General features: G+C 71.7%; 15 protein-coding genes and 1 pseudogene. 2 read left to right on the forward strand and 14 right to left on the reverse strand.

Translation table 11 applies throughout. The features are described 5' to 3' along the window. Positions 1–21: 21 nt before the first annotated feature. From ACTWQE_RS22900 to ACTWQE_RS22930, 7 genes are all read right to left on the reverse strand, one after another. Entirely contained in the window at positions 22–1218 is a 1197-nt protein-coding gene (locus ACTWQE_RS22900; protein WP_443330901.1) for a cytochrome P450 family protein, read from the reverse strand. A gap of 2 nt (positions 1219–1220) precedes the next feature. Beyond that, positions 1221–2453: an MAB_1171c family putative transporter gene (locus ACTWQE_RS22905; RefSeq protein ID WP_443330902.1), complete on the reverse strand. Its 1233-nt coding sequence runs from the start codon at positions 2451–2453 to the stop codon at positions 1221–1223. Between the two features lies 1 nt (position 2454). Continuing rightward, on the reverse strand, positions 2455–2868 hold the full coding sequence (locus ACTWQE_RS22910; RefSeq protein WP_443330903.1) for a toxin: 414 nt from the start codon (positions 2866–2868) through the stop codon (positions 2455–2457). 419 nt (positions 2869–3287) lie between these two features. Next, positions 3288–3803, reverse strand: a complete 516-nt coding sequence (locus tag ACTWQE_RS22915; protein WP_443330904.1) for a helix-turn-helix domain-containing protein — start codon at positions 3801–3803, stop codon at positions 3288–3290. A gap of 282 nt (positions 3804–4085) precedes the next feature. After that, positions 4086–6152: a SpoIIE family protein phosphatase gene (locus ACTWQE_RS22920; RefSeq protein ID WP_443330905.1), complete on the reverse strand. Its 2067-nt coding sequence runs from the start codon at positions 6150–6152 to the stop codon at positions 4086–4088. Between the two features lie 483 nt (positions 6153–6635). Further along, the gene (locus ACTWQE_RS22925; RefSeq protein ID WP_443330906.1) at positions 6636–7076 is read right to left on the reverse strand and encodes a DUF4345 domain-containing protein; all 441 of its coding nucleotides are present in this window, start codon (positions 7074–7076) and stop codon (positions 6636–6638) included. A 474-nt stretch (positions 7077–7550) separates the two neighbouring features. Beyond that, the gene (locus ACTWQE_RS22930; RefSeq protein ID WP_443330907.1) at positions 7551–8399 is read right to left on the reverse strand and encodes a helix-turn-helix domain-containing protein; all 849 of its coding nucleotides are present in this window, start codon (positions 8397–8399) and stop codon (positions 7551–7553) included. Between the two features lie 103 nt (positions 8400–8502). On the opposite strand from ACTWQE_RS22930, the gene ACTWQE_RS22935 reads away from it, so the two are divergent. Together ACTWQE_RS22935 and ACTWQE_RS22940 are read left to right on the forward strand one after the other, a co-directional pair. Next, positions 8503–8874, forward strand: a complete 372-nt coding sequence (locus ACTWQE_RS22935; protein WP_443330908.1) for a cupin domain-containing protein — start codon at positions 8503–8505, stop codon at positions 8872–8874. Between the two features lie 44 nt (positions 8875–8918). After that, positions 8919–9107 carry a hypothetical protein gene (locus tag ACTWQE_RS22940; protein WP_443330909.1) on the forward strand — a complete coding sequence of 63 codons (189 nt, stop codon included), beginning with the start codon at positions 8919–8921 and terminating at the stop codon, positions 9105–9107. 24 nt (positions 9108–9131) lie between these two features. On the opposite strand, the gene ACTWQE_RS22945 is transcribed toward ACTWQE_RS22940, so the two are convergent. The 7 genes and pseudogenes from ACTWQE_RS22945 to ACTWQE_RS22975 form a co-directional block, all read right to left on the reverse strand. Further along, entirely contained in the window at positions 9132–9701 is a 570-nt protein-coding gene (locus ACTWQE_RS22945; protein WP_443330910.1) for a GNAT family N-acetyltransferase, read from the reverse strand. Positions 9702–9818: 117 nt separating this feature from the next. Beyond that, on the reverse strand, positions 9819–10397 hold the full coding sequence (locus tag ACTWQE_RS22950) for a dihydrofolate reductase family protein (RefSeq protein ID WP_443330911.1): 579 nt from the start codon (positions 10395–10397) through the stop codon (positions 9819–9821). Positions 10398–10582: 185 nt separating this feature from the next. Continuing rightward, positions 10583–11010 (reverse strand): annotated as a pseudogene (locus ACTWQE_RS22955) (protein-tyrosine phosphatase family protein). Between the two features lie 161 nt (positions 11011–11171). Beyond that, entirely contained in the window at positions 11172–12656 is a 1485-nt protein-coding gene (locus ACTWQE_RS22960; protein WP_443330912.1) for a hypothetical protein, read from the reverse strand. 135 nt (positions 12657–12791) lie between these two features. Further along, a complete protein-coding gene (locus ACTWQE_RS22965; RefSeq protein WP_443330913.1) occupies positions 12792–15410 on the reverse strand; it encodes a CHAT domain-containing protein in 2619 nt (872 codons plus the stop codon). Then, on the reverse strand, positions 15407–17251 hold the full coding sequence (locus tag ACTWQE_RS22970) for a caspase family protein (RefSeq protein WP_443330914.1): 1845 nt from the start codon (positions 17249–17251) through the stop codon (positions 15407–15409). The genes ACTWQE_RS22965 and ACTWQE_RS22970 overlap by 4 nt, the downstream gene beginning before the upstream one ends. Position 17252: 1 nt before the next feature. After that, on the reverse strand, positions 17253–19067 hold a 1815-nt coding region (locus ACTWQE_RS22975; protein WP_443330915.1), incomplete at its 5' end, for a CHAT domain-containing protein.

Genomic DNA, 19067 nt, shown 5'->3' on the forward strand with positions numbered 1-19067 from the left:
GGCCGGCGGCGTCCGCGGCCCTCACCAGGTGACGGGCAGCTTCTCCAGGGAGCGCCGGTGGATGTTTCGCCACCACTGCAGTTCGTCGGCGGGGACGGCCAGTTCGAGCGTGGGGAAACGGCGCAGAAGGCTGGTCACGGCGATTTCTCCTTCGAGCCGCGCGAGCGAGGCCCCGAGGCAGGAGTGGATGCCGCGGCCGAACGCGAGGTGTCCTGCCGTGCGTTCGCTCCGGGCCGGGTCGAAGAGGTCGGGGTCCTGGAACTGCGTCGCGTCGCGGTTTGCCGAGATCAGGGACAGCCAGACCCGGTCGCCGGCCCGGATGCCCACACCACCGATGGTCAGGTCCTCAAGGGCGAAGCGGCGCGCGGCCAGCGTCGACGGGGTGTTCCAGCGCAGCGTTTCCTCCAGTACGGCGCGTACGGTTGTGGTGCCCTCCCGGGTGGCGCGCAGGTGGTCGGGGTGGGTGAGCAGGGCCAGGGTGGCGTTGCCGATGAGATTGGCCGCGTTGTCGTAGCCCGCGAAGAGGATGAGGAACGCCATGGCGAGCAGTTCCGGCTCGGTGAGGCTGTCGTGTTCATCGTGCGCCTCGATCATCGCGGAGAGCAGATCGTCCGTCCGTCGGGCCCGTTTGTCCGAAATGATCTCCAGCAGGAAGCGGTGCATCTGCCGCATCGCCGTCCTGGAGTCGGACGCCACGCCCGGCAGGGGCGAGAGCAGGGTGTTGGTCCAGGCGCGGAAGTCGCGGCGTGTTCCCTCCGGGATGCCGAGCAGTTCGCAGATGACGCCCATCGGCAGCGGGTTGGCCAGGGCCGCCATGAGGTCGACGGGGGGACCGGCGAAGGCGTCCAGAAGGTCGTCGGTGATGGACTGGACGCGCTCGCGCAGGCTGTCGATACGGCGTGGGGTGAACGCCGTGGCGATGAGGCGGCGCAGCCGCGTGTGGCCGGGAGGGTCGGTGTTGAGCAGATGGGCGTCCAGCTCCGGTGGCATGGAGGCGAGGTAGTCGTTGCTGGTGCGGGCATTGGCCTTGTTCAGCGACAGGCGCGGATCGGCCAGGGCGGCGCGTACGTCCGCGTACCGGGTGACCAGCCAGACGGGGGCGCCGTCGGGTGTCGCCGTGCGGTGTACGGGGTCGGCTTCCCGCAGCCGCGCGTAGCCGCTGTGCGGGTCGGCCACGAGCTCGTCGCCGAAGGTGGGGGTGACGGGACAGCGTGCCATGGTCACAGGGCTCCAGCGGTTGCGGACCGCGCGGCTTGGACGCGGTCGAGGGTGGCCTTGACGACGGGACAGCGCCGGTAGGCGTCCGCCACCCGGATCAGCCAGAGTGCTTCTTCGCGGATGTCTCCCGCCGCGGGGTCGTGCGGGGCTTCCGCAGCGTGTGCCGTCGTCCCGGCCCCGCTGGTTCTGGCGTGCAGTGCGGCGGCGAGCCGGGCGGCCTCGACCACGGCCTCCAGCTCGTCGCCGGTGATCCCCTTCGCCTCGCCCAGTTCCCGGGCGGTGCGGGCCACGGAGGGGTCGTAGTAGGGCCGCAGGGCCAGCTGGCCGTCGCGGATCTCGATGATCTGGCGGCCGACGAGGAACTTCAGGTCGCGGAAGGCCCGGCGGGAGCTGTCGGGGTAGAGAACGATCTCGGGGAACACCCGCCCCACGGCCGCCCACAGCGGGTGGAGCCGCCGATAGGAGCGGTACTGGGTGACCCAGTCGCGGGCGTTGTCGAGCCCGGCCCCCCAGGCCGGCATGGTGAACCCGACCGCGAAGAGGACCGCGGAGACGCTGGCGGACATCGGGGCCACTACCGAGTTCACGAAGTCGAGAGGAGAGGTGCCCAGGAGATCCCACAGCAGGGAGACGACCTTGGGCAGACAGTAGCCGAGGCCGAAGACGGCGCCCACGGTGACGACTCTCAGCCCGCGGCGCAGCCAGGGGCGGTGGACGGCCCTGGAATAGCGCCAGCACATCCGTATCAGACCCACCATGCCCACGGTGAACAGGAGTTGGTGCGCCAGCAGGAAGGGCGTGATGAACGGCGTCTCCGCGTAGTGGACATCGAAATCGACGGGGTGTTCCGCGTCGCTGACATCACCGAGACAGAAGAAGGTGATCAGGGTGGCGATCGTGGCGACCGCGTAGGCCATCAGCATCCGGTGCCGCAGCCTGATGCGGTGCTGGGCGGAGGACCAGCTCACCAGCAGGGCCAGAAAGGAGGTGATGCAGACCGCCACGGAGCTGTAGGTGATCAGGGTGGCGATATTGGGTGTGCCCAGGAGCCGGTCGACGCGTACGTACACCGCCGGGGCGGCGAAGACGAAGGGGGTGGCGAAGGTGCTGATGGCCAGGCACAGGAGCCGCAGTTCCCGGTTGTGCCAGTCGCGCAGCAGATCCCGCGACTTGTAGAGGAAGGCGCTCCAGGTGATGACTGCCAGAACACCGTAGACAAGGTTGAAGAGCAGCACGTCAGGATTTCTTTCCTCCGGAGCCACGAACCAGTGAGCGCTCCAGGTGGTCGATCAGGTTGGCCATGTCCGGCGGGATATCGGTTGCGGGCGGGTGGGACACTCCGCCCGTCTGGAGGGGGATCAGCGAGGCGATGAGCTCGGCGGCGCGCTCTTCCTCGTTGGTGTACTGCGTCCTGCCGAGCACGGTGCGCACCAGCTCCGGGGAGAGAGTGGGCATGAGAAGGCCGGCGACCTCGTCATGCAGCGCCGGAGTGGCCTCGTGCCGGCACATCAGGTGGCCCAGCTCATGCAGGATGATGTGGATTTGATGCAGCCGCGTGGTGTGGGCCTGGTAGAGGATGTAGTCGACGTCGTCGGTCGCCACCCAGAGGCCGCAGGGACTGCCTTCCCCCGCGGGCAGGGGAATCGGCATCAGGGAAATGGGGCGCCCCCGGCTCCCTTCCAGTCGATCGCACAGGACGTTCACGTCGAAGGGCGCGGGGAGATCCAAGTCCCTCACCACTTTTGCGCAGTACCGACGGAGCGTTCTGTCGTGCATCTCCTCACCGCCTTGATGGCTACTGGGCCACCGCCACACCGTGAGAATCACCTTTGCCACCCGTGGTCCCGACTCGTCTCACTGATTCGATCCCTTGTCGCTTCGGTGGATTTCTCCGGGGTCCGGTCACCTCCGTCCCCGTACGCGGGCGTGGAGTTCTCGGTAACGGGGCCGCAGCCGCTTGTGGTTGTCTCCGGGCGAGGCGGGTCATCCGGTCCTCGCGGGTCTGTTCGCCTCCAGGAGCGTCGGGCGTCACCGGGCGTCATCGCGTGTTGTCGGGTGCCCCGAGCGGCTCAGGGCCGCCGTTCCCGGTCCGGGACGGGCCGGGTGAGCGGCTCCATCCGCCCGTTCCGGTCCGCCTCGCCCAGATGCCGGAACACCGGGACCAGTGCGCTCAGTGCTTCTTCGTTCACGGCCCCTGTGGCGCGCAGTGCGACTTCGCGGGCACCGACGTGCCGGAGAGCGCTGAGCAGGGCGAGGTCTTCGCTGACTTTCGCGGTGGTTGAATCCTCGAAGAAATAGGCCGCGGGAACACCGAAGAAGTCGGCGAGTGCCCGCAGCTGCCGCTCACTCGGATTTTCCTGCTGCCCGTTGCGGAGCCGGCCGAGAGCGGTCTCGGAAATCTCCGCGGCTGAGTCACCCGCTCTCCGGGCCGCCTCCGTGAGGGCCCTGGCGACCTCGGAGTCGCGCCATGGACCGCGATCCGCCGGATGGCAGGTGTCGAAGAGACGGTTCAGCTTGCCGGCGAGGGTCCGCGGCGGATTCTGAGCCGAGGTGTGTGTCGATGAGGGCGGACCAGCCGTCGTCATACCGTCCCTCTCTTGTCGCCCCCGTCCCCTTTGACCACCCGTGACGTTATACCACCCATGTCCTTACGTGAATTGGGGCCGGGACATGGGGCACCTTCCTGCCGATGAATGGCCGGAACAATGCTGGTGCGGCCCTCACCCCGTTGACTCCTCGAGGTGAGTACGGACAGGCTGTTCAATTGGCCGGAAATCGAGCGGCTTGGTGGCAGGGCGTGGGCCCGGATGTCTGCGCGGCCTCTTCCGCGCCGTAGAAGTACGACGGCCGGCGCCGCTCCGCTCGTCTCAACGGGACGATCGCCCCGGCCTGGCGAGGAGCACCGCCACATCGTCGTGGGCCCCGGCGGGAAGCAGCCGGCCCAGAATGCCGTCGCAGATCTCCTCCAACGGATGGTCGAAGTCCCGTAGTACATGGGCGAGGTGCTGCATTCCCTGGTCGAGGTCTCCGCCACGGGTCTCGATGAGCCCGTCGGTGTAGAGCACCAGCAGACTGTCCATGGGCAGGGACACCCGCTCGGACGGGAAGTCCCGGCCGCCCGCTCCCAGGGGCGTTCCCGAGGCACCGTCGAGGAACGCGACCGTCCCCCGGGGGTCGCACACGGCCGGTGGTGGATGGCCGGCCCGGGCGATCAGACAGGCGCGGGCGGCCGGGTCATGGACCGCGTAGATGCAGGTGGCCATTTCGTTCTCGCCCAGATCGGCCACGGCGGCGTCCAGGGAACGGAGGATCTCCGCCGGGGCGATGTCGTGGCGCGCCAGCGTACGTACCGCGGTGCGCAGTTGCCCCATGACGGCCGCCGCATGAATGCCGTGCCCCATGACGTCCCCGATGACCAGCCCGGTCCGGCCCTCCGGCAGCGGGATGACATCGAACCAGTCGCCGCCCACCTCTTGTTCGCTGGTCGGCAGATAGCGCCCGGTGAGCTCCAGCCCTGCCACGTGGGGCAGTGAGCTGTTCGTCAGACTGCGTTGCAGCGTCAGGGCCGCCTGCCGCTGGCTGGTGTACATACGCGCGTTGTCGATGGCCAGCGCCGCCCGGGCCACCAGCTCGTCGATGAGCACACAGTCCTGCTCGTCGAACGGCTCCCGTCCGCGGGTACGTGTCGTCACCACCGCGCCCAGCACCCTGCCGCGCGCGACGAGCGGCACCAGACGCGCAGCGCCCAGACGCGTACGGAGGTAGGAACGCAGCCGCTCCGCGTCCGGGTCGGGGATCAGCCGGGATATGTCGGCCAGATAGAGGTTCAGGGGGCGTCCCTCAGCAACGACCTGCTCGTACACCGAGGAGGGCGGGATCCGGTAGGTCTGCCCCACGGCCAGTTGCTCGGTCGGCGCGGCCGGGTCCGTGAAGGCGACGGCGGTCCGGCGGACGACCCCGTGGGCGGAGGGCGCGGTCTCGTCGGGTGCGAGCACCTCCTCCAGCAGGTGTACGTCGGCGGAGTCGGCGAGCTGGGGGACCAGGGCGTCCACCACCTCTTCGGCGGTCTGTTGCAGGTCGAGCGTGGTGCCGATGCGCACACCCGCCTCGGCCAGCAGCGCGAAGCGCTGGCGTGCCCGCTCGGCATGGGCGTGGGCCCGCTGCCCCTCGGTGATGTCGATGAGGGAGGCGATCAGTCCGCGCGGCTGGCCGGCGCTGCCGAGCAGCGGAGCGTAGGAGCATGACCACGTCCGGTCATGGTAGGGGTCGGCCGGGGTGCGGCCGGCGCGGCGGAAGTCCACCACCGCCTCGCCCCGGTCCAGCACCTGCCGCATCACCGTCTCCAGCGCGGCGGCGTTGACGTCCGGCGCCACCTCGGACACCCGCTTGCCGATGTGCTCGGCCGCGCTGACACCGTTCATCCGGGCCAGCGCGTCATTGACCCGTACATAGCGAAGATCGGGGCTGAGCATGGCCAGACCGATCGGTGACTGGCTGAAGAGCCCCTCCAGCGCGGCCAGCGAATCCCGCATCCGCAGAAGGTCCGAGGTCTCCGCGGCGATGGCCAGAGTGCCCGTACGCCCCAGGGGATCCGCGGCCGGGCAGATCCACATCTCCATCTGGACGAGGTGCCCGTCCCGGTGCCGTACGGGCAGGGTCCCGACCACCGCCTCTCCGGCCTGGGCCCTCCGGGTCAGGTGGTCGGTGAGATCCCAGTTGGCTTCGGGAACCAGCGTCGGTTTCGCATACCGGCCCAGCACCTGCTCCTGCTCGTAGCCGAGCAGATCCTGAGCGGCGAGCTCCCACTGCACGATGCGCCCCTCCGCGTCGTCCCTCCACAGCGCGATCGGAAGCAGGTCGCGGAACACACCGGCGTACCCGACCTCCCGCTGAGGAAGATCGGGCACATCACTCGTCGACTCGTGCGTGTCCACCGCCCTGACCTGTCTCCGGCTGTGGGGCCGCCCTCCCCGCCGGTCACTCCTCCGGCGCGGAGCGCACCCACGTGCAGCTGGTACAGCCGGTGCAGCGTTGTGCGGGTTCGCGGGCGCAGGCTGCTCGGGACCAGCCTAATCCGTGGGGGGCATCTCGGGATAAAAGGTGTAGATGCCATGGTTTTGGCCCCGGCGGGGGGCCTCCGGTGGTTCAGGGGCCGACGGGGAGGTGCCTCCGGGGGAGCGGGAGACGGTCCGGACCGAGTGGGTGCGGCTGGTCGGCGGCGACTCGTCGCCGGTGGTCGGCGGGGCTTGCGGTGGTCGGCGACTCCTTGCCGGCGTCCGGCGGGCGACCGGACGACGGCCCGCACACCGTCCCGGCGCCGGCGGCTCGGGGGCGCGGCTGCCGGGCTCAGGGACCGGGGGCGTACCGCACGGTCCGCGGAGGCATGGGCACGCCGCTGCCCGCCGGGCTCGACGAGGTCACCGGGTCCTCTGTTCCACGCGCGGGGCCGAGGAGGGAGTGACGCCCTTCTCGGGGCCGCTCGCGACGAGACGGCTCTGCCATGCGATCAACACCGCGGGGACCACGAATTCGACGACGATGAACGCGGTGAACAGCCGATGCGGCGCGCCGGCATCGGCGTACGAGATCAGCCGCGCCAGCCCGCCGAGGAACACGGCGCCGCAGACAGCCCGCAATGCCGCGCCGGTGCGCTCCACATGGGGGACGCACCGCATCATGACGATCCCCAGAGTGATCCAAATCCCCGCGAAGAAGCGGTAGTTGCTGTCGACGGTCGTGCTCACCTCCGGATGCCCCGGAAGTCCGGCGGCGCCGTTGATCACGTCGAAGATGCCGGTGCCCACCACGAACAGGGCGAGCAGTATCAGAACGGTCTGCAGGCTGTGCCGGGACGACATGGTCAGGACCTCCATGGACGCAAAGGCCGGCGAGCGGGACCGGCTCGGGGCAGGAACGGCGAGCACGGCCGTCCTGACATCACGTCGGTTCCGACTGCCCTTCCTCTTGCGTCCAGTGTGATCGCGGCACGTTGGGGAGGGAAGAAAGAACTGATGCGGCTCTCCCCACGTTTGAGGCGCGTCAGCGATGTACGCGGTGGCGCGGCGGCCACGGCAGGGGTGGTGGCGGGATTCAGTGCGTGCCGTTCCTCGGTGACTGCGGCTCCCACGCCGATGCCGCCCGGGGGCGTGCGGGCGGCAAGGCGGCGGCACAACCCCGCCGGACGGCCCGGATCGCAACACCATCTGCCGGACCGAGGCGAGCATGAGGGACCCGGGAGTCCCCGGCGCGGCCGCCGCTCCCCGGTACCGGCCGTCCGCTGGTTGACCTGCCGGATGAGCAAAGGCGGTCGAGGTGGACTTCTGCGGAGAGCCTTACGCGCGCACAGTCCCCGCAGGGGACATGCGGCGGCTCGCACGGTGGCGTAGCGAGGCGTAGCGTGCGGGGGTTACGCCCAGGTGGCGTGTGAAGTGCCGGTTCAGGTGCGCCTGGTCGAAGAACCCCACTTCCGCTGCCACGGCGGCCGGCCGCCGGCCGTCGAGCAGGAGCCGTCGCGCCCGGTCGATGCGTCTGCCGGTCAGGTAGGTGTGTGGCGGGAGGCCGTAGGTCTGCTTGAAGCAGCGGATCAGATGGGTGGGGTGAGCGTGGAGCACCGCGGTCGCTTCGGCCAGGGACATTCCGGTGGACAGGTGGGTGTCCAGCAGTTCACGGAGAGCGACGGCCAGCCGGTTGGCCTCACGTCTGGGAGCCCGGGCCGGGCTGCCCAGGTGGCAGAGCAGTCGCTCGCGGATGACCGCCAGAAGGGATTCTGCCTCGAAGTCGTCTCCGTGGTGGCTGAGGGCGGCATGCAGCCGGTGGATGCGGTGACGTAACTGCAGGTCATCGTGGACCGGGCTGTCGACGGCGGCGCCGGTCAGCCGTTCCGGCAGCACAGCGGTCTCGAGGTAGAGCACACGCTTGCGGAAGCCCGACGCGCCGACCGTACGTCCGTCGTGGGGGACACCCGGCGGCAGCAGGATCACCCTGCCGGCATCGGCGGCGCCATGCCGGTGCCGGTCGAGAGCGAAGTCGACCGCCCCGTCGTCGAGGATCATCAACGACCATGTGTCATGGGTGTGCACCGGGTACGCGTGGTCGGTGAAGTTCGCGTGGAAGACCTCGCTGACCCCCGCTGTCACCGGTTTCCAGGCACTGACCTGCGCGCCGGGCCGGGCTCCTCTCATGCCAGGAATGTACAAGACCGCGGGCGACGGGCCACGGCACGCTCGGAGCGTCAACCGGCAACGCCCGTCCGGGTTCACCACACACCCGTCTGGAGACGCATCCATGTCCCGACCCGCCGCAGCAGTCAATCTCGCGGACAAGCTCTCGCAGTTCAGTGAGCTCTGGTCGCAGAAGAAGATCGCCGATCTCAATGACTACGAGGTCAAACTCGCCAAGCTCAAGGGCGAGTTCGTCTGGCACTCCCACCCGGACACCGATGAACTCTTCCTCGTGATCAGTGGACGGCTCACCATCCAGCTCAGGACGGGAGACGTCGTGCTCGAGCCGGGTGAGCTGTACGTGGTGCCGCAGGGCGTCGAGCACTGCCCGCTGGCCGAGGAGGAGACCGCCATCCTGCTCCTGGAACCGGCCGGCGTCCCCAACACCGGAGACGCGGGCGGACCGCTCACCAAGGCCCCTGAGCTTCTGGACTGAAGCCTTCGACCGCCGCCGGGCCGCCTGCGAGGGGGACCACTGGAATGGGGTCTCGTCTCAACTGCCGTACGCAGGAGGACGACCGGCGCGGTCACCGCGGCGGCGTACGACGCCTTCTGTGCGGCGTACGGGTACGACGTTACGGAGTGGCCGGGTGCGAGATCCTGGCCGGCGCCCGGGAGCTCCGCATGGTGACGTACGCCGCCCAGCACGCGGCCAGCAACCCGGAGTGACGCACTCCTCCAGGAACACAGCGGCTATTGGAAGCGGCGCGCACGCACCAGCTGCTCATCTCCCCCATCGGCTCCGGGACGCGATGGAGCGACGCGTCGGCGCATGCAGGCCCGAGGCCACCGGTCCAGGCCGTGTGCCGCTTCGCGTTCGCGGATCTTCCGCAGGCCAGGGGTGAGCCCGCTGTCGTCCAGGAGCCGAAACCCCCAGCGCGCGTAGTAGGGGGCGTTCCACGGGACCTCGGTGAACGTGGTGAGCGTCAGGGCAGGCGCCCCCTCGCTTGCTCCACGACCCGCCAGATGGTCCAGCAGGGACCGGCCGATGCCGCGGCGCGCGCTGTCCGGGTGCACCGATACCTGCTCGACGTGCAGGTTGCCGTCGATGCGGTTGGCGATCAGGTAGGCAACCGGGGCGTCGGCGTCATCGGCCGCGACCCAAGCAAGCCCGGCGTGGTGGTAGCGGGCGAGCTCGCCGAGCGGGAGCGGCTCGTCGTCGGCGATCTCCGGCATGCCGATGTCTCGGAAGCACTGCCCGGCGGCCCTCTCGATCTCCTGAAGGAGAGGCAGCTCGTCCAGGTGCACGGCACGGATATGCATCAACCCATTGTCCAAGGCCAGCCGGATTGTGCCACCGAATAAGGGCTCCTGCGGCCGCGGCAGCCGAGGTGGCGGTCTACTGGCGCCGAGCGGCCTACTGGCGTCGATCGGCGAGGATCACCCCGTCGAGGAAGCCCCGGTCCGCTCGTAACGGAGGAGGACGACCCCGTTGCCGAAGGTCCGGGTCCCGGCGAGCCCGAGATCGGCCGTGGTGTCCGATGCCGGGAACAGGGGTTTGCCCCGTCCGATCAGGACCGGATGGACGTAGAGGCGGTACTCGTCGATCAGATCATGCTCCCTGAAAGCCGCCGCGAGGTCGGCACCACCGAGCGCCAGGTCTCCGCCCGGCCGGGCCTTGAGCGCCATGATCTCCTCGACGACGACGTCCCGCACGATGGTGGTGTTCCAGTCGGCCCGCTGCAGGGTCCTGGAAAATACGATCTTGGGCATGTCCCGCCAGATACCGGCGAACTCCACCACCAGCGGCGTACTCGAGGGGTCGGCGTCGGCGGTTGGCCAGAAATCCGCCATGAGTTCATAGGTGACGCGCCCGCTCAGGAAGGCGCCCATGGTCCTGAGCTGCTCGTTGAAGTGGCTGTGCAGCTCGTCGTCGACCCGGTGCCAGTCGATCTGACGGTCCGGTCCCTCGACGTAGCCGTCGAGGGACACCGACATCATCAAGATGATCTTTCGCATCGTCGTTCTTCCTGTCCTCGCCGCGTCATCAGGGGACGGGGCCCCACCGGCCGGACCGGCCATGCGTCCCCGGGACGGGGCGGGGGCGGCCGGAGGCCGTGCGCCCGACCGGCAGGGAGCGCGCCCGGTCATGACGGGACGATACGCGCGCGGGCTTCGGCCGGGGGACAGCGCCGCACGTCGGGTCAGAAGCGCAGGACGTAACGCCGCTGCCACGGCGTCTCCACGGCGCCGGGGTGATAGTGCCGGCGGACATGGTTCACTGCCTGATCCGCCGGTACACCGTCCAGGACCGCCAGGCAGGCCAACGTGGTACCCGTCCGGCCGCGGCCCCCGCCGCACGCTACTTCGACGCGCTCGGTGGCCGCGCGTTCCCATGCCTCCTCCAGCAACTCCCGGGCCTGGTCACGGTTGGTGGGAAGCCAGAAGTCGGGCCAGCGCAGCCAGGCGGCGTCCCACGCGGTGGGGGAGGGCCGCTTGCCCAGCAGATGGACAGTGAAGGAGGGGGCGGGCCGCGGGGGGAGCGGTCGGCGCAGGCCCCGGCCGCGCACCAACCGGCCGGACGGCAGCGGCACGATACGCCCGCAGCGGCCGCATCCCAGGTCTCCGTCACCCGGTCACTCCATCGAGGCCATGGCGTTACGTTCCTGGGCGAAGAACACCGCGGACCGCCCGGCTGACCATACGCCGGAGGGGCCGGGAGGCCGGGCCGATCGCGGACCGCGACCGCAGGAGTACCGCTCGGCGTCCGGGACCGCGGGACCACGGCCGGGGTCAGGTCCCGGCGACCACCCGGATCCACACCGCGGCGGAGAAGCTCTTGGCCGCGTCGTGGACCTCCTCCCGCCGGAAACCGGCGGACGACAGCCCGTCGTAACCATGCGCGACCAGGTCCGTGTAGAGCCCGTCGGAGAAGGCCACGGCCAGACCCGCGGACGCGTCGTCAGCCAGCGCGCGCCGCAGCGGAGCGGAGTCCAGGACGCGGAAGAGTGCGACAACCGCGGAGCCCGCGTAGCCACTGTCGGCCTCGTGCACGATGCCCTGATGCAGGCTGACGCGCATCCGGATGGGCCGGGGCGGCGGTGCAGACGGGTCCGTGAGGTGGTGCTGCTGCTGGTCCCGTGGTGGCGCGTCCGCGACGTGGCGCTGCTGCTGGTCCGGTGGTGACGGGTCCGTGAGGTGGTGCTGCTGGTCCCGTGGTGGCGCGTCCGTGACCTGGCTCTGCTGCTCGTCCCGGGGAGGCGTGTCCGCGACGTGGAGCCCCCGCTCACCCGGTGGCGTCTGCGCATTGGCCTCGGCCAGCCCGGTGGCCAGGCCGTCCAGCAGCGCCGGTACCGCGCGGGTCTCGTCGATTCCGGGCTCCAGCACCAGCAGGTAGCCGTCGCCCTGCGCCTGCCGGCCACAGGTGTGCCACTCGATGCCCGCTCGCTGACAGGCCGTCCGCAGGGTCCGCAGCAGGGCGCGCTGCAACCGCACCATGTCCGCGTTGTCCCTGGTGCTGTACCTCTCGATGTCCACCGCCAGACAGAGCCTGCGCAGCCCCGGAGGCAGCCCCTCGTCCTGCGTCGGCCGGCTCTCCTCGTACCCGGCCAGCGCCCAGGCGCCCGGCAGGGCCCCGTGGTCGACGAGCGGGGAGGCGGCCGGCCACGCGTCTGCCACCGTGAGGCGGAACGGCACGTCGTCCGGTGTCTCCGCCTCCGTGCGGACGAAGGTGCCGCCGAGCACCGGGCGGACGGTCACCGCATTCAGCCGCAGCCGGCCGGTCACCTCGGCCGAGCCCGGGGGCAGCCGTACGACCGTCTGAGCCCAGCGTCCGTCCGGGCGCAGCGCCCCGTTCCGCCCCGGCGGCGCTCGGAAGACCCAGCGCAGCCGGTCGCGGCCGAGCCCGAAGGCGGCGACCTCCCCTCCGCCGGGCTCGGTCGAAGCGGGCGCCGGATGCAGCGACATGGCCTGCAGGCCGTCGTCGAGCAGCACCGTCAGCGCCACTTCATGGAACCTCCGGCCACCCGGCAGCTTCTCCAGATCGAAGGGGAAGCACAGCAGGAGGTCACGGGGGCGGCCGGCCGGGGCTGTGCCGGACGGGGCGGGCAACCGGTAGGCCAGTGGCCGCCCCAGGGACGCTCCGCCGACCCGGTCACGGACAACTCGGCCGTCCCTGGCGACCAGGCCGTCGCGGTCGACCAGGTCCGTGGTGGCGAGCACGTCCCCGAGCGGCTGTGGACCGCCGCTTCCGTGCCTTCCCGTGCTCTCGTCCTCCATCTTCCGCCCCCCTACGGCGAGTTGGCCTTGTGGTGCCCGTCCACCTGCCGGCTGTGAAATCCCCCTGGGTGTGCCGGGAGCCGTACCGCGCCCGGAACGACAGCGGCGGGGGTGACGATACGAACACGGCAATCGTCAACCCCCGGGGACGAAGCGCAGATCAGGACTCCCGAGCAGGACGAACCCCGCCCAGTCCACCGGGTTCGGACGGCGGCGCCGGGTGTCCAGCACGGCGCCGCGCAGGGCCTCCCCGGTCGTGGCGCCCCCCGCGAGGCCGTGGTGGAAGACCGTCATGAGGTCGGCCGTCGAGGTGTCGTGGACCGGCCACAGCGACACGATCACACAGTCCGTGCCCGCGGCGAGGAAGGCGCGGGCCAGGCCGAGGTTGCCCTCCGGGGAGAGCCTGCCCCAGCCGGTCTGGCAGGCGCTGAGCACCACCAGTCGACAATGCGTCAGATCCAGGGGGCGGATGTCGTCGGCGCGCAGATACGGCCCGTCGCTGCCTCCCGGGGCGAGACAGAGCGCGCCCGGGATGCGCAGGGAGTCCTCTCCCAGCAGCGCATGCGTGGCGAAGTGCGCGAACCGGCTGTGCGGCAGGCGCTCGAGCACCGCCTCGCGCGTGGCCTCCGTACCGAGCAGGGCGTATGCGCCGTAGAGCCGGGCCGTCTCCCGGGCCTCCTGCTCGGCGGCGTGCAGGGCGGGCAGCGCGGGGGCGGGGAGACCGGGCAGCCGCGGCTCGTCGGGGGGAGCCGGATTGCCGACGACGAGTGCCTCGTGCGGAGCCACCACGACCGGGGCCGGGCCGGCGGCCGTCCGCAGCCGGGCCGAGAGCACCAGAGCGACGGTGTACCGGCCGGCCAGCGGGGTGCCGTCGACCAACGGCAGCGCGTTGAACGGAGCGAGATGCAGATATCCGTCCGGTACGATCACCAGCCGCCGGGTCCCGGCGGCTTCCAGCGCCTTCTCGACGGGGCGCAGGAAGGCATCGGCGATGAGGCTCAGCTGCCGTTCGGTGAGGTCGGCGCGGGTGGTGACGAGGCGGCTGTCGCGGGCCACCGTGCCCCGGGAGAGCCGGGTGAGCAGCCCCTCCTCCGGCGACACCGGCTCCGGCTCCCCTGCGGCCTCCGGCTCCCGCTCCCGCGGCTCCGGTGGTGACGACTTCTGCTCCGGCTCCGGCAGTTCGGGAGACTCCGGCGAATCCGGCTCCGGCTCCGCCCCGGGCCCGGGCCGGTCCTCGGCCACCGCGGCGGCGACAGCGGCGGTCAGTGCGTTGAAGCCGACGAGATCCGACTCGTAGTGGCGCCGGGTCCCGTCGGGGGCGATCACCCAGATGTCGACCGTGGGCGACACCGTTCCCAGGGTGAACAAGGGCGGCCCCGGGAAGCTGTAGACCAGGACGGTGGCGCGATCCCGGGCGGCGATGCCGGACAGCTGTACGGCGGTTCTCGCCGGGGTGCCGGCCGAGCCACCGGCGCCCGCCCCGCCTGTGGTTCCCCCGGTGGTGGCGAGGCGCTGCTGTTCCAGCAGCAGTCCGCGTACGCGGTCCGCGGCCTCCAGGGCTCCGTCGGTGTCCCCCCGGGCGACGAGGCAGCGTTGAAGGGCCCGGTAGACCTGGCCCTGGCCGATGAGCAGGTCGATGTGCTCCGTCTCCGTACGGGCCCCGGCGCGGATCTCCTCGAACACCTCGGCCGCCCGTCGCAGATGGGCCTCGGTGGCGGTGTGGTCCCCCTGCGCTTGCCGGATCATGCCGAGGACGAGCAGCGCATGGGCCGTGCCCTGCCGGTCCCTGCCGTCCCCCACCAGCGATAGCGCCTGCTCCGCCCAGCCGCGGGCCCGGTCCAACTCGCCCGCGACGGCGAGGGCGTTGGCCAGGTTCTCCGCGGCCAGCGCGGCATGTACCAGGTCACCGCGGTCCTTGGCCTCCGTGTAGCCGCGCGTCATCAGGGTGACGGCCTCGTCCGTCTCGCCCGCGAACAGAAGACTGATCGCCAGCGTGCTGCGTTTCTCCGCGGCCCGGAGTGGCTCGCCCGTCGTGCTCGTCAGCCACAGGGCCTCGCGCCCGAGCCTCACCGCCTCGTCGTGCCGGCTCTCACCACGTCTGACGCGTGACTGCAGCGCGAGGGCGTCCGCCAGCACCATCGCCCGGTCCGCGGCGTGTGACGCGGAGGCCAGTTCGTGCGCCTCGTCGGCGCAGCCACGGGCGGTGGGCGCGTCCCCGGCCTGCAGGGCCGCCATGCCGAGGGCCACCAGAGCATCGGCGACGTCGAGCGGGTCATCGAGCCGGCGGGCGGTCTCCACCATACGGGCCAGCGCGGTGAGAGCCTCGCCGATCCTGCCCTGGCGCAGCAGGAGCTGGCCGAGAAGGCGGCACGACACCAGATGGGTGTTCGGATCCCAGCCGGAGGTCAGCTCGGCGGACTCCCGGACCGCCCGCTCCGCCCCCGGGATGTCGTTGTGTGCGTTCAGGGCGTCGGCCAGCTGGTTGAGGGCCTTGGCCCGGAACTGCCGTACCAGATCCGTGAGCGGCAGGTCCGCCAGGAGGGCCAGGCTGCGTCGGGAGCACTCGATCTGCTCGGTGCGGCGCCCGAGCACCTTGGCGGTGATGGCAGCCTTCATCCAGCACTCGGCGGCGAGCCTCGGACGGGGATGCGCCCGTGCGGCCTCGCAGTAGGTCGCGTACGCCTCGGTGTAGCGCCCCTGGCGGATCAGCCGGTCACCGCGGCGTCCGATCAGCAGCGGATGGGTCCTCGTCACGCCCCCGCCCCCCTCATCCGGGGCTCCGCGCACGCCCGCACGGTCAGCACCCGGTGCCGGAACTCTCCCTCCGCCGATGGCCGTTGGTCGCGTACGCCGTCCCAGATCTCCCGCAGCAGCACGCGCAGGGAAGGGCCCGCCTCGGTCATGGCCCGGTCGTGGGCGCCGCGCGAGACCAGGGGAGTGAGGTCCATCGTGCGGTCGCCCACCAGAAGGTGCACGGTCTCCGGGCGACTGCCCTTCCGGGGGACGTCGTCGGGCCAGTAGATCTCGACCGGGCCGAGTTCCACCGTGCTGCCGTGCGCCGCGTCGTCCGGTTGGAGCCGGACGCCGCTGGGCTGGTCGTTGGTGACGAGTTCGGTCCTGCCGCTCAGCCCCACGCCCAGGACCCAGAGGTACAGCACACGCGTGGAGCGGTTGGTCACCACGACCCGGTAGCGGTCCCCGTCGTACACCGGGTCGCCTTCGGGCGCCAGCGTGAACGGCCCGCCCGCACCCGGCGTCACCACCTCGAACCTGGCGTCGATCTCCGCGTCCAGGCGCTCGGTGCCCTCGGGGTCGCGCAGTTGCCGCAGCCGCTCCCCGCGGGCCAGGGTCTCCAACAGGGCGGCCAGGTCCCGGGCGCCGGTCGCCGTCGCCTCCACCGGGTGCCGGAAGGCGTGGTCGTCCGGGTTCACCACCTCGGCCGAACCGTCCTCCCGTACGCGCACCGAGGCGAAGGCGCCGTCCCGCAGGGAGGTTTCCGCCAGCCGGGGGGAGGCCGTGAGCCGTTCCCGCAGTTCGGCCGCGAAGGGGCCGGTCGCGCCGGGAGCGATGTGTACCTGCCACCGGTCGTGGACGAGCTCGGGCAGCGCGTACGAGCCGGGCGGCAGTTCCTGGGTGAGCAGTTCGGGCGCGTCCGGCGGTGTGCGCAACACGGCGTCCCCGGCGTCCAGGGCGTCCACCGGGCACACCGGCCCGTCCGTCTCCCCTCCGGCGCCCGGGAAGACCATGCGCACCAGATCTCCCGGGCCGAGACCGAAGACGGCGCCGCCAGGGACGAGGAAACGGCCGTGGCGGCGGACCAGCGGCAGCCGTTCGGGCTGGGCGGGTGTCTCCAGGGAGAACGGAAGCCGGCCCGACGGCCCTCCCGCGTCCGGCCACTGTGCCACGCGCTGCCCGATCCGGTCCCGGGCCCGGGCGATCAGGACGGACCAGGGCAGGGGCCGGTCGCGGGTGGCGTCGAGCAGATCGGCGAGGGTTTCGGTGAACAGGCCCTGCCGGCCGGTGCCCTGGCGGTTGGCCGCCTCGTACGCCGAACCGTGGCGGCGGCTGGCCGGCAGCCGTACGAGGTGGGGGACCAGCACCTCGGGTGTGCGGGCGTGGTCGGCGGCGCGCGCGAGACCGTCGTCGGCGGGGATCTCCGGCAGGGTACGGGACTTGAGCTGCCACTGGTCGGAGTCGCGCAGCATGCCGCCGGAGTGGCAGCAGTCCAGGATGCCGGTGACGTTGGGGGTGATCGCCGTGATCGCCCGGAAGGCGGCGGTGAGTTCCTCGGCGAGGTAGCCGCGGAAGTCGGTGGAGGTGCTCTGCCCGATGTCGACGGGGACGAGGTACTGCAGGTCGCCGTGCATCGACCCGTGGCCGGAGTAGTAGACCACCACGCCGTCCCCCGGACGTGTCTCGTGGCGCAGCCGTTCCAGGGCACCGGCGATGCCGTGGTAGCCGGCCGCGTCCTCGACGTAGGTGCGCATGCGGGTGAAGCCCCGGTCGGCGAGGACACGGCGCATCAGTTCCACGTCCGCGTGCACGCCGCTCAGCCCGTAGGTCTGGGAGCCGATCAGCACGGCCCGCAGGGTCATCTCATACCCCCACGTGGATGAAGGGCGCCCAGTGGGACGGGTGCCGGTCGTCGGTGCGCGCGGTGCGCAGCAGCGGTGCGCTGTCCCGGACCGCCGCCGGTTCCTCGGGGGCCCCGGCGAGGGCGGACAGCCGGCGGAACTCCTCGTCCCGTGCGGCCCGGTTCAGCGTGCGCACTTCGCGCTGGGCGCGGGTCAGCGCCGTGGTGACGGAGGCAGCCGGATCCTCGAGGAGGTGCCGGTAGGTCCGGGTGATGACGAGGCAGCCGGTGGCGTCGCCCACCGGCCACAGGGAGACGATCGCGTGCCGCGCACCGGTGATCAGTGCCGCCCGGGTCAGCCCGAGCACGTCCCCGCCCGCGGTGGCGGTGCCGCGTCCGGTGTTGCAGGCGGACAGCACCAGCAGGCGGGGTTCCCGTGCGACGGCCACCAGGTCGGCCATGTCCAGGACGTCGTCACCGGCGAGTGCCAGCCGGGCGCGGTGGGGCGCGAGATCGTCCACCAGCCCATGGGCGGCCAGATGGAGCACCTCGCAGCCCTCGGCGGCCCGGACGACGTGGTCGTGGGTGGCTCGGTCCCCGGTCAGCAGCCGCGGCCGGGGCAGCATACGGGCGATCGCGGCGACCTCGGCGCCCGTCCCCGGCAGTGCGGCCAGACCGCGGCGCGGATGGGTGGCCGGGGCGCCGACGAGCAGGGCGCGCGCCTCCCGCCAGGGCCGTTCGGGCGGCCGGTGCCGGGTGAGCAGCGACGCGGCCGGCAGGTAGGAGACCTCATGGGTGGCACCGAGGACGTCGCCGTTCCAGGGCAGTGCGTGGAAGGGGAGCAGCGACAGTCGCGCCGGCGGCACCACAATGACCCGTTCGTGGTGGGCGAGTTCGTCGGCGAACATCCGCAACAGCAGGTCGGCCAGCGCCGCTCCGGCGTCCTCGCCGGCGCCGGCCCCGGAGCACCAGGTGTGGAAGCGGCGGGAGGTCGCCACGAGCCCGTGGGCCCAGTGGGCGCGCCGCTCGGCCCGCAGGCGGTCATGAGTCATGGCCCAGGCGACGAGGTGCTCGTCGAAGAGGTGGTAGGTGAGCAGCAGGGTGCCCGCGGGCAGCGCGTCGGCCACCGCGGCGGCGTCCGGCAGTGCGGCCGTACGGGAGGCGGTGAGCGCGGCGGGGGCGAGCCGCAGGACATCCGCTTCGGCGGCGTCGAGGGCATGCTCCACGCTCATGACCTGCCGCAGGTCCTCCTCGGCGACCGATCCGCGCCGCGGGGCCCCGGACGCGTACCGGGATTCGGGCGCGTACCGGGATTCCGACGGGGGCCCGCTCCCGGTCCGGGTCACGCCTCTGGCGCCGGTCCCGGCCACGGCCCGGGTCCCGTTCACCGCCCGGCTCCCGGTCTCCTCCCATGCCCCGGTCTCGCTTCCGTTCCCGGCCTCGGCCCGGGTCCCGGCGCCGGTCCCGTTCCCGGCCACGGCCCGGGACTCCGCCCCGGTCCCGTTCCCGGATTCGGTCCCGGTCCCGGTCCCGCTCCCGGACTGCGAACCGCTTCCCGCCGGGGCGGGCTCCGTGTCATCCGCCGGGGCCGCGCCGTTCCGAGCGGAAGGTGTGGCTCGGCCGGGGGCGACGGGCGTGGCGTGACGGATGGTCTGCGCGCACTCCTCGAACGCCGCCGACCAGCGGACTCCGGCATGCAGCCAGGCCCGTACCGCATCGCGCGCCGCCGGGTCCGCGGCGGCGTGGTCGAGCGCGTGGACGGCGTCGAGAAAACCGGAGCGGCTGCGCTCGGCCCGGTCGAACGCCGCGGCGGCGGCATCACCCACGCTGCTCTCGTG

Source organism: Streptomyces sp. 8N706 (assembly GCF_052245415.1).
Classification (GTDB): domain Bacteria; phylum Actinomycetota; class Actinomycetes; order Streptomycetales; family Streptomycetaceae; genus Streptomyces.

Excerpts from the sequence above, each read along its gene's own strand:
- ACTWQE_RS22900 (WP_443330901.1), bottom strand. The coding sequence starts at position 1,218 with ATGGCACGCTGTCCCGTCACCCCCACCTTCGGCGACGAGCTCGTGGCC.
- ACTWQE_RS22910 (WP_443330903.1), bottom strand. The coding sequence starts at position 2,868 with ATGCCGATTCCCCTGCCCGCGGGGGAAGGCAGTCCCTGCGGCCTCTGG.
- ACTWQE_RS22915 (WP_443330904.1), bottom strand. The coding sequence starts at position 3,803 with ATGACGACGGCTGGTCCGCCCTCATCGACACACACCTCGGCTCAGAAT.
- ACTWQE_RS22925 (WP_443330906.1), bottom strand. The coding sequence starts at position 7,076 with ATGTCGTCCCGGCACAGCCTGCAGACCGTTCTGATACTGCTCGCCCTG.
- ACTWQE_RS22930 (WP_443330907.1), bottom strand. The coding sequence starts at position 8,399 with ATGAGAGGAGCCCGGCCCGGCGCGCAGGTCAGTGCCTGGAAACCGGTG.
- ACTWQE_RS22935 (WP_443330908.1), top strand. The coding sequence starts at position 8,503 with ATGTCCCGACCCGCCGCAGCAGTCAATCTCGCGGACAAGCTCTCGCAG.
- ACTWQE_RS22940 (WP_443330909.1), top strand. The coding sequence starts at position 8,919 with ATGGGGTCTCGTCTCAACTGCCGTACGCAGGAGGACGACCGGCGCGGT.
- ACTWQE_RS22945 (WP_443330910.1), bottom strand. The coding sequence starts at position 9,701 with ATGCATATCCGTGCCGTGCACCTGGACGAGCTGCCTCTCCTTCAGGAG.
- ACTWQE_RS22950 (WP_443330911.1), bottom strand. The coding sequence starts at position 10,397 with ATGCGAAAGATCATCTTGATGATGTCGGTGTCCCTCGACGGCTACGTC.
- ACTWQE_RS22960 (WP_443330912.1), bottom strand. The coding sequence starts at position 12,656 with ATGGAGGACGAGAGCACGGGAAGGCACGGAAGCGGCGGTCCACAGCCG.
- ACTWQE_RS22970 (WP_443330914.1), bottom strand. The coding sequence starts at position 17,251 with ATGACCCTGCGGGCCGTGCTGATCGGCTCCCAGACCTACGGGCTGAGC.